Here is a 9,980-nt window from a genome sequence, read left to right as displayed (position 1 = left end):
GTGCCGGTGGCGGCGAGGGCGTCCAGCGCCTCGGTCCGCACCTTGGAGGGGCCAGCGCCGAAACGTCCGTCGGCGGGCTTGATGTCAGCGGGAATGCGGATGTCGGTCATGGTGGGATACCTCGGGGTTCAGACGGTGCAGGTGGTGCGGTGGGCCGGGGCGGGAACCGCCTTGTCCGGTGCGGTGGCGGTCGAGTCGCGTACGGCAGTGAGGAGGTCCGCTCCCCGGGCGACGAACCCGAAGCAGCGCTCGACGTTGTAGAGGGTGGCGCGCAGACAGAATTCGGGTGACGTGGTGGCGACGCCGTCTTCCAGGAGTACCGCGTCGTAGCCGAGGCACGCCGCGTCGGTGAGTGTGGCGAGGACGCACTGGTCCGCGTTGACCCCGGTGAACAGCAGGGTGTCCACGCGCAGGTTGCGCAGCACGGAGTCGAGCGGAGTGTCGAAGAAGCCGCTCATCCGCTGCTTGGTGACATGGATGTCTCCGGGCCGCGGCTCCAGCCCGTCCACCAGCGCGGCGCCCCAGCTGCCCTCCTCCAGGGCGGGCGTACCCGTGGCGGGGAGCAGGGCTCCGATGCCGCCGCCCTCGCCGGCGATGTCGTAGGCGTGCAGCACGTTCGGCGGGATGTTGGCGCGGTCGGGGCGGCTGGCCCAGGTGAGCCAGACGACGGGGACCTCGGCAGCGCGCAGCGCGGACACCGTCGCGGCGAGCGGGGGAATGAGCCGGTCGACGCCCGAGACGTCCAGACCGATGGAGGCGAGCCACCCCTTGGGCGAGCAGAAGTCGTTCTGCATGTCGACGACGATCAGCGCGGTACGTGCGAGGTCGAGGGTCAGTCGCTGGGGAGCCGCCGGGACGCTCACCGGGCGCGGCGCGCGCACGGGACGCGTGAGGTCCACGTGCCGGCCCGACGCCCGCCAGTTGTTGCGCTCCGTGGGGCCGAGCACGCGCATGGTGCCGGCGCTCACGGACGCGGCGCCGGTGCGTTGTTGTGCGTGTGCGGACGGTCCGGCACCGTGGGTCCGGCGGGAGAGGCGGTCACCGCGCACAGCAGCTGCACCTCGCCGCGCCGCCATAGCGTGCCGACCTCCGCGAATCCGGCGTCCCGCAGGGCGGTGCGGTGGACCTCGGCCCCGGCCGACAGGTCGCTGTGGTGCTCCCCGTCGAACCCTTGGCGCTCCCGCTCGGCCACCGCCGTGGCAAGGGCCGGCTCGGCCAGGACCCGCTCCCACCAGTCGTACCAGCCCTCACCATGCCCGGCGCCGACCCGGCGGTCCTTTTCCCTGGTGAGCAGCGCCCGGTCGAGACGGGCCAGCGTCGGGGCCGCTTCCTGGTCGCGTTCCAGTTCGTCGCAGTTGACCAGGACACCGCCGGGCCGCAGCAACCCTGCTGCGGCCGTGTACACCGACGTCAGCACCGACGGTTCCAGCCAGTGCAGGGCGGTGCTGCTCACCACGGCGTCCGCCGGGCGGTCCAGACCCAGCCGGTCCACCCACCCGGGTCGGCGCAGGTCCGCTGCCACGAACCTCAGGCCGCGCATGTCGCCGTAGGCGCCGCGCCCCAGGGCGATGAGCACGGGGTCGGCGTCCGCGGAGACGACGGTGGCCTCCGGCAGGCGGCGCAGCAGGCGCGCCCCGATCGAGCCCGGGCCGCAGCCCAGGTCGACCACCAGGGGGTCCGGGCGCCCGGCGCTTTCCTGGACGACGTCGATCAGCGCGTCGAAGAGGGCCTCGCGCTCGGGCAGGAACTCCTCCTGCTGCCGGTCCCAGCGCTGCGTCCAGTGCTGGGCGATCCGCCGGTCGGCGCGGATGCCGGCGGACCCTTCGGAGGGGGTGGACGGTACGGACGGTGTGGTGGGCACGGAGGCTCCTTGCGCGTGAGGGGCGTGACAGCCGGTGACAGGAAGCGGGCGCGGCTACTCCCGGCCCGGGCCGGCCACGTCGTAGAACGACGGACCGTCGAGATAACGGATCGTGTTGGCGTCCCGCAGGACGGTCTCCTCGCATTCGTGCAGCAGGACCACGATCGCGGGGTAGCTCAGATCGTCCACCGTGCGCCGGATCAGCTGTCCCGGCGACACGGCCAGCCGGAGCTCATGGAAGCTCTCCAGCGCGCGCAAGCGCTCCACGTACGGGTAACCGCGCAGCGTGCCGCAGAACGGGGAGACCAGGCCGACGAACGCGCAGTGCAGGGAACGCGGGTCGTCCTCCTTGTGCCGCGCCATGAACCGGTCGGGCTCCAGATACGCGTCGACCGTCCAGTCGAGCTGCGAGGCCCCGCGGGCGAGTTGCGCATAGTGCGGAAGATTCGCACCGCCGATCCGGGCCCCCGCCTCCACCAGAACGGGACCGGAGGCGGTGATCTTGATCTCGACGTGGGCGGGACCGTGCCGGATGCCGAGCGCGTCCAGGACCTCGCCCGCGTACGCGGTCAGCCGGTCCTGCACCTCGCCCCGGCGCGGCATCAGATAGACGGTGTCGGAGAGGTCGGCCACGCCGTTGGCGGTGATCCGGGTGGTGCGCCAGATCTCGCAGACCCGGTGGACCCTGTCCCGGCTGACCGTGTTCACCATGTACTCGGTGCCGCGCAGGTACTCCTGGGCCACGGCGGCGGTGTTGCGTTCGGAGAAGACGTTCTGCGAACCGATGACCGCGCGGGCGGCAGCCGCCGACTCGTCGGGGGTGTCGCAGAAGTGGACGCCGTTGCCCGCCGCGCTGCGCAGCGGTTTGACGACGATCCGGCCGCCCACGGAAGCGTGCCAGGCACGCACCGCCCGCTCGTCGGTCACGAACGCCTGCCGGGCGGCGGCGTGCCCGGCCTGCCGCACCGTCTCGGTCATGAGGTATTTGTTGCGGCGTGCGCCGCTCAGCGAGGTGCCGTTGGTGGGCAGGCCCAGCAACTCGCTCAGCGCGTCGGCCAGTTCGACTCCTATCTCCCCGCCGGGGACCACGGCGACGGGCCGGTGGGCCGCGACAGCGCGGACCTGGTGACCGGGGTCCGCGCGGTGCGGTAGGCGGCCAGGCTCAGCCGCAGCGCTGTCTGAGGGTCCTGTTTCCGCATTCCGTCGGCCTGCCGCGCGAGTTGTTCGGCGATCAGCCGGGTCTCCCGCGCCTCGGCGTCGCCCTGGGCGCGGCGGGCGAGCGCGGCCAGGGTCGTCGCCAGCAGGGCCATCGTGACGACGACGGCGACGAAGGTCCGGTACAGCTTCTTGCGGCGGCGCTCGGCGTGCTCGCCGGCCGCGATGAAGTCCCGTTCCACCGGGCGCAGTCCGAGCGCGGCCCCGTCGTCCGCCAGTACCGCCCGCGCGCCGGCGAGGTGACTGCCCGCGTACAGCCCGCTCACCGGTCGGCCGGTCTCGGCCCAGGCGTCGGCGGCCTGGGCGAGCCGGCGGCGCACCAGCAGGGCGTCGAGGTCGGCGTTGATCCAGCCGCGCAGCCGCGGCCAGCCGTGCAGGAGCGAGTCGTGGCAGAGCTGGGCCACTCCGTCGTCCACGACGACGAGTCGGGCGTCGGCCAGCCGGCCGAGCAGGTCACCGGCGCCGTCCAGGTCCTCCAGGGGGACCCGGCGCCGTACCGCCCGGCCCTCGGCGTCGACCAGGTGCACCATCCGCAGCAGGAGGGCGCGTAACCGCTCGCGTCCGTCGGCGTCGAGCGCGTCGTGGATGTCCTCGGCGGTCCGTGCCACGGAGGTGCGGATGCCGCCGGACGCCTGGTAGCCGGCGAAGGTCAGCTCGGCGCCGCGCCGCCGGTGCCAGGTCTCCTGGAGGGCGTGGGCGAGGAACGGCAGGGCGATGGCGTCGCCGGTGCCCACCCGCTCCTGCCGCAGCTCCCGCAGCAGCAGCTCCGGCAGGCCGTCCTCCCAGCGCAGTCCCGCGCTCCGGGCGGGCTGCTCGACGGCGGCCCGCAGCTCGTCGTCGTTCATCACCGGTACGGGGAACTGGCCGGCGCCGACGATCCCGGCCAGCCGGGGATCGCGCAGGCACTGGCCGAGGTAGTCGGCCCGCAGTCCCAGGACCACCCGCGGGCCCGTGCCGTCCGCCGGGCCCTCGAGGGCGCGGACGAACAGCCGGCGTTCCTCGCTGTCCCGGCAGTGGGTGAAGATTTCCTCCAGCTGGTCGATCATCAGGACGCGCGGCGCCGTGCGGCGGCCGGCCGGTGCGGTGAACCGTCCGGCGCCCAGGTCGCGTTCCACCTCGCCGGAGGGCCGGCCGACGGCTCGCGCCCAGGCCGCCGTGAGCGTCCGGAAGGGCAGCGCTCCGGGGGCGGGGACCATGAGCACCGGCTTCAGGTCCGTGCTGTCGAGCGCGGCGCCGAGACCGGCCCGCAGCAGCGACGATTTACCCACGCCCGAGGGCCCGACGAGGACGACGGGGCCGCCGTGGTCCTCCGCGGTGACCCGTTCCAGCAGCCGCCGGGTCAGTTCCTCCCGGCCGAAGAACAGGTGGCGCTGCTCCGGCGGGAACGGCCGCATGCCGGGGTACGGGCAGGGTCCGTCACCGGCCCCCGGTGCCGCTCCCGCCTCCGGGGCGGCGGGCAGGGTGTAGCGCGGGTTGGCGGCCAGGACCAGGTCGCCGAGCCGTCCGACGCTGCCGGCGTGCGGCCGGGCGGGCGAGTCCTCGAAGCGGCGGTCGAGGTGACGGTGGACGTCGGCCAGGGTGAGCCAGCGCGGTCCGCCGCTCTCGCCTTCCCGCAGCAGTCGCAGCAGTTCCCCGCCGAAGAGGGTGTACCGCTCGCCCTCGGGGGCGAAGGAGGCCGCGTAGTGGGTGGCCGAGGCCAGCAGGAAGCTGCCGTGCGGCCGTACGGAGAGATAGGGGTCCTCACGCTGTCCGCCGCCCGCGGCCTCCGCGAGGCCCGAGAAGCAGCAGTCGAGAATCACCACCGGGCGCACCGGTGCGTCGGCGAGCCGGTTCTCGATCTCGGCGTACGGGACGGCGTGGACGGTGTTGTCGTGGGAGGGAGTCGCGGACGTGGCCAGATACAACCTCCCGCCCGGGCCCAGGAGCCCATGGCCGACGAAGCAGAAGACGAGCGCTCCGCCCTGGGCCTCGCCGATGGCCTCCTCCAGCGGGCCGAGGACGTCGGCGGACGAACCCGGATCGGTCACCAGCCGTACGTGGTCGGCGGGCATCCCGCAGGCCGAGGTGAGCGTGTCCGCCAGTGCCCGGGCTGTCCGTACGGCGCTCGGCAGACCGGCGAGCAGTGCCCCCTCGGTGTGCCGGCCGGTGCCGACCAGCAGGGCCCGGCAGTCGCTGCCCGCCAGACCGCGGGCGTCTCCCCCGTCCGCCGCCATGGTCTCAGACCCGTTCCCCGCTGTTCCCGGCCGGCCCGACCGCGTCCCGGACCTCGGCGGTGTCCCGGACCTCGGCGGTGTCCCGGACCACGGGGGCGTCCCGGACCACGGGGGCGTCCCGGACCACGGGGGCGTCCCGGGGCGTGTTCCGCCCGCTCGCGCCGTCCGGTGTCCGCCCGGACGCCTCGACCGTCGCCGCGATGCTCCGGGCCAGGTCACCGGTGGCCTGGGCGGTCAGACCGCGCACCTTGGTGGCGGAGACGGTGATCTGGGTCTGGTCGGGCAGGGTGATGGTGACGGTCTGGTCGCCGCGCCGGTTCTGGAGCCAGGCCACGACGGCCGCTCCCAGGGCGGCGGTGAGACCGCCGGGTGCCAGCAGCAGGGTCAGCAGTTCTCCGGACGCGCCCATGGTCCCGGGCCGCGGCGCGGCTGCCGGCTGCCGGACGAGACGGCCGCGCAGCTCCGGCTGACGCTGCAACCACCGGTGCAGCTCTCCGGTGGCCGCGGCCTTCCCGCCGTCCGGGCCGGCCGAGGACAGAGTGACTTCCACTTGGCCTCCGTCACGGGAGCGGCTGCTGAGCCAGCCGACAGTACCAACGGCGACTCCGTTCGGTAAGGCCCGCGTTCGGCCAAGTACCGGCGGCACCACGCGGGACGGACCGCCGCCCGGACGACGAACCGCCCGCACCCACCGCACTCTCCGGCGCACGGCCCCCGGCTGCGGTACCCACTGCCCGACGACGGCCACGCACACCCGCCCCGACCGAACACCACGGGGTCAGGCCCACGTAAGACCGGTACTCAAAAGGCGGACCACTTCTGCCGCACTCCGGTGCCACCCCACCACAGCGACGTCATACCCCGTGAGCATCCACGCCACTCAAGATCACCAACTGCTGCCCGAACTACCGACCCAACACTCCTACCCGACGTGAACGAACCCAGCCAGGCACAACCCTTATCGCAACCACGTGCTCCACGTCCACCGAAGCACCCAGGCCACACGGCCCGGGCACCTCCCCGGACACGGGACAGCTGACGCAACCCGGACCATGCCGCCAGGACCGACGGAGCGGCCTCCCAGCAGAGGTGCCACCACAGCCACACGGACAGAAGCAGCCGGCGGAACAGCACGGCGGTGTCGCGAGGGCAGGGCACGGCGAACGCGTCATAGACGGCATCCCAAACGGCACCCCGTCCGCACCAGGTCGTCGGGGAAGTCGGTCACGTCCATACCGGCATTAGATCGCTTGTTCGAATTTAGTGTCACATCGGACACACCCCGACCAGAGCCATGGTCGGGGTCGCGCCGGGTGTGGTCGGCCTCATGGCCGGGCCTGTCTGCCCCCGCGGCGGTGTGACCCGTGCAGTAGCGGAGAGCGTGGTGGTGGGGGCGGATCACGCAAGCGCGGCACGCAAAATATCCCCTCGCGCGGGTGGGGCGATATCTATGCCCGCGGACTGAGATTTCACCTGAGTATGCGGATAGATTCTTTCCCGCAATCAGCAGGGTGGCGTTCTTCACCGCACAGTGGTTGCTGCGGCGTGACTACTGTCGATCTCAGTTGCAGTTGTGGTTCCCGAAACTTCAAGTGCCTCTGGTCGGCCACAGTGTCGCCGGGAGTGCTCTTGCATTTCCGGTCTTTTTCCGGGCGGGGTGATCATCGCGGCGACACGGTGTCCGTACAGTGCGGGTGCCGATGCACTGCCCCAAAGGAGAAATGACATGGCTGCTGGTACCGTGAAGTGGTTCAACGCGGAAAAGGGCTTCGGCTTCATCGAGCAGGACGGTGGCGGCGCTGACGTGTTCGCTCACTACTCGAACATCGCCGCCCAGGTCTTCCGCGAGCTGCTGGAGGGCCAGAAGGTGAGCTTCGACATCGCGCAGGGCCAGAAGGGCCCGACAGCCGAGAACATCGTTCCCGCCTGACGCTAACTGTCACATACTTGCAGCTGGGGCCCGCATCCTTCGGGGTGCGGGCCCCAGCTGCATGCGTTTTATGCAGTGATTTCGCCTACGACTGTGGACGACAACTCGACATCGTCGGCTCACCGCGAGAGATTCGCCCTTCGGGGGTGCAGACGCATCCCTTCATAGCTACAGCGCAGTGGACGCTTCGAATATCGAGCCCACAACGCACCCAATCATTCCAGCGCCTGCGCCCGCACAGATTCACTGTTGGCCATTCGCTTTGAGGCCCATCGGTCCATTCTTGCGATTCTTCGTGCTGCTCATTGCTTCGGGAATTCCTTGACATGTGCCGCATCGAGGAAGGTTCCGCATGAACCGCACACGCACGAATGACCGCTTCGCCCGCACCCGTAATGGCAGTGCCGACTCCGGAACAGGCGGCAGCCGCTTCGGTTCGCCGGCGCCGCGCCGGTCGGCCGGACCGAGCCGCTCCGGCGGTTTCGGCCGCCGGCCCGCCGCCGTCCAGGGGGAGTTCGCGCCGCCCAGGACGATCACTCCCGCGCTTCCCGCCGTGGAGGGCTTCGCCGATCTCGACATGCCCGGGGAACTGCTGGCCGCGCTCGGCAAACAGGGTGTGACCGTACCATTCCCGATCCAGGCCGCGACCCTGCCGAACTCCCTCGCCGGCCGCGACGTCCTCGGCCATGGCCGCACCGGCTCCGGCAAGACCCTCGCCTTCGGCCTGGCCCTGCTGGCACGTACGGCCGGACGGCGGGCCGAGCCCCGGCAGCCGCTGGGGCTGATCCTGGTACCGACGCGTGAGCTGGCGCAGCAGGTCACCGACGCACTTGCCCCGTACGCCCGCTGGGCCGCCGCCAAGAGCGGCCGGTGCCGCCCCGCCACCCGGCAGCAGGCACTCAACGCCCTGCTCCAGCACGTCCCGGCCTGCGTCCACTGCCGGCCCGACAGCGCCCTCGGCATCCTCGAATAGGACGCGGTCGGCAACGGCCGGCCGCCGGGCCACAGCCCTGCCCACCGCGCTCCTAGCGGCCGCCGCCGGAAATCTCCCGGACCGACTCGTCGGGCCCGTCAGTCCCTGGCACAGCGCCTTCAGCGCCTTGATGAATGGCCGGGTGGCCCCAGAGGCATTAGGCCTCCTCGTCGCCGCGGGCCTCCCCGAGGCAGGCGGTGATCAGGCTGCGGTCCCCGCCGCCGGTTGCCCGGCGGGCGTTGTGGTCTTCGGTCAGCAGGCGCAGGTGTCCGTCGAGGAGGAGACAGGCGCGGGCGTCGCCGGACCAGGCGACCGGGACCAGGTCGCCGGGGACGTGGACGGCGACAGCGGCCGCCGCGCAGGGCAGGCCGGGGCCGACAATGCGGGCGGCGAGAACCGGACGGCGGACAAAACACCGCACCGACCTGTCGATGCGCTGCGCTTGACGGTCATCCTTCGCTACGCAAGGCATTTGTCTACACCCAGCATCTCCAAATATTTTCTGAGCTTGACAACCAGCCCGTTTCGCAGCTCGATGTATTGGTCTCGCAGCTCGATGTACTGATCGTAGGTCCGCTCGTTACCTGAACCTTCGACGGCCTGGTGCGTATCCGCCGCCAAGTCGGCATCCGTCTGACTAACCTCTCGCATAACTTCAATGAGGCTCTCCACCTCCTTCTTGTGCTCCTCAGGGCGCTTGATCTCCTCAAATTCCTGTCCGATCAGACGTTCGCGCCCCGACAGTACATCGCGGTCATTCGCGGCCTTACTCAAAAGGGACTTCAATTCTTCGAAAGTCGGCCCGGACGGCTTTCCTAGCTTGTCGAAGGCAGATTTCAGAGAATCCATGGAGTCCCTCGATCGATTGATCGCGGTGATAATCTCGGTATAGCGCTGGTCGCAGACGACATTGGCCTCCTTCGTCCAATCCGCGAGGGAGAAGGGGGGCTGGAAATAGCGATCCTTGATTAGGAATACCGCCGTCAAAATTCCGGCCAGGCTCGCAAGGACGGCAATCCATCCGCCGAGGTGCCGTGGCAGCTTCCTACGCAACTGCTCGTTGTCGTCGTTCCTCTGTTCATCTCGCACAAGCGATGGATGCCAGTGCTGTGCGTCGATGACTACGAAGGCGCACCCATTTCGCCCGGATGCGTCAACGGCGCGGAGCGCAACGAGTGACCGTCGCCGGACTGCCCGGCTGTGTCGATGGCGACGGGTCCCAACCACTCCTCGTGACATAGCGGTGCTTCGCTCATGTACTCGGTCGGGTGAAGCCGTCCGGGCGGGGGAACCTGCCCGAGCGTCGGCACGTCGTCTGTGGCATGAGACCGCTTTCGCGGTCCAGGAGTTGTTCGCCGCGCGGTGCGCGATCGCGCCGGCGGACCGCACGATGCGGGAGCCCGGCAGCCCGGGGTACGGCGCTTCCGGGCTGCCGTCACCGAACACGCCGCCGCCAGCCAGACGAGCCGGTACGAGCTGGAGCAAGCCGTGAAGAAGGCCGTACGGCACCCGGAACCCAAGGACAGCGCGGCCGGCGAGTAGCCCCGCGGACGGTGCCGGGGCTCCGGTGCGACAGCGGGCCGGGGTGGAGGTCGTCGTAGTCGGCGCCGTAGACCCGGCGGGGCGTCAGTGCCGCCGTGCCGGGCCCCATGGTGAAGTGCCAATGTCGTCCGTGCATGGCTCTCCTTCAGCTTCCCGCGGTGCGGGGGGGGGGGGGGGGGGGGGGGGGGGGGGGGGGGGGGGGGGGGGGGGGGGGGGGGGGGGGGGGGGGGGGGGGGGGGGGAGTAC

10 protein-coding genes are annotated in these 9,980 nt (G+C 71.2%); 3 read left to right on the top strand and 7 right to left on the bottom strand.

The annotated features are described in order from the left end of the window. Positions 1–128 precede the first annotated feature (128 nt). From ACZ4W9_RS32930 to ACZ4W9_RS32910, 5 genes are read right to left on the bottom strand one after another with little or no spacing between them, the layout of a single operon-like run. Positions 129–968: a cysteine hydrolase family protein gene (locus tag ACZ4W9_RS32930; protein ID WP_467941957.1), complete on the bottom strand. Its 840-nt coding sequence runs from the start codon at positions 966–968 to the stop codon at positions 129–131. Next, positions 965–1,861, bottom strand: a complete 897-nt coding sequence (locus tag ACZ4W9_RS32925; RefSeq protein WP_467941955.1) for a methyltransferase domain-containing protein — start codon at positions 1,859–1,861, stop codon at positions 965–967. Before ACZ4W9_RS32925 ends, ACZ4W9_RS32930 begins: the two co-directional genes overlap by 4 nt. 54 nt (positions 1,862–1,915) lie before the next feature. Next, entirely contained in the window at positions 1,916–2,950 is a 1,035-nt protein-coding gene (locus tag ACZ4W9_RS32920; RefSeq protein ID WP_467941953.1) for an ATP-grasp domain-containing protein, read from the bottom strand. Beyond that, the gene (locus tag ACZ4W9_RS32915; RefSeq protein ID WP_467941951.1) at positions 2,929–5,289 is read right to left on the bottom strand and encodes a caspase, EACC1-associated type; all 2,361 of its coding nucleotides are present in this window, start codon (positions 5,287–5,289) and stop codon (positions 2,929–2,931) included. The genes ACZ4W9_RS32920 and ACZ4W9_RS32915 overlap by 22 nt, the downstream gene beginning before the upstream one ends. Before the next feature lie 4 nt (positions 5,290–5,293). Next, positions 5,294–5,839 (bottom strand): effector-associated constant component EACC1, encoded by a 546-nt coding sequence (locus ACZ4W9_RS32910; RefSeq protein WP_467941949.1) that lies wholly within the window; start codon positions 5,837–5,839, stop codon positions 5,294–5,296. A gap of 1,176 nt (positions 5,840–7,015) precedes the next feature. On the opposite strand from ACZ4W9_RS32910, the gene ACZ4W9_RS32905 reads away from it, so the two are divergent. Both ACZ4W9_RS32905 and ACZ4W9_RS32900 read left to right on the top strand, forming a co-directional pair. Beyond that, positions 7,016–7,219 (top strand): cold-shock protein, encoded by a 204-nt coding sequence (locus ACZ4W9_RS32905; RefSeq protein WP_467941948.1) that lies wholly within the window; start codon positions 7,016–7,018, stop codon positions 7,217–7,219. A 352-nt stretch (positions 7,220–7,571) separates the two neighbouring features. Beyond that, on the top strand, positions 7,572–8,192 hold the full coding sequence (locus tag ACZ4W9_RS32900; protein ID WP_467941947.1) for a DEAD/DEAH box helicase: 621 nt from the start codon (positions 7,572–7,574) through the stop codon (positions 8,190–8,192). A 157-nt stretch (positions 8,193–8,349) separates the two neighbouring features. Here the strand turns inward: ACZ4W9_RS32900 and ACZ4W9_RS32895 are convergent, their stop codons facing one another. Together ACZ4W9_RS32895 and ACZ4W9_RS32890 are read right to left on the bottom strand one after the other, a co-directional pair. Continuing rightward, positions 8,350–8,613: a hypothetical protein gene (locus ACZ4W9_RS32895; RefSeq protein WP_467941945.1), complete on the bottom strand. Its 264-nt coding sequence runs from the start codon at positions 8,611–8,613 to the stop codon at positions 8,350–8,352. A gap of 38 nt (positions 8,614–8,651) precedes the next feature. Then, a complete protein-coding gene (locus ACZ4W9_RS32890; RefSeq protein WP_467941944.1) occupies positions 8,652–9,281 on the bottom strand; it encodes a hypothetical protein in 630 nt (209 codons plus the stop codon). A gap of 28 nt (positions 9,282–9,309) precedes the next feature. On the opposite strand from ACZ4W9_RS32890, the gene ACZ4W9_RS32885 reads away from it, so the two are divergent. Next, positions 9,310–9,684: a DUF6207 family protein gene (locus ACZ4W9_RS32885; protein WP_467941943.1), complete on the top strand. Its 375-nt coding sequence runs from the start codon at positions 9,310–9,312 to the stop codon at positions 9,682–9,684. The last annotated feature ends 296 nt before the right edge of the window (positions 9,685–9,980 follow it).

This window comes from Streptomyces sp. NPDC029296 (genome assembly GCF_055569255.1).
This window is presented reverse-complemented; position numbering and strand designations above follow the sequence as displayed.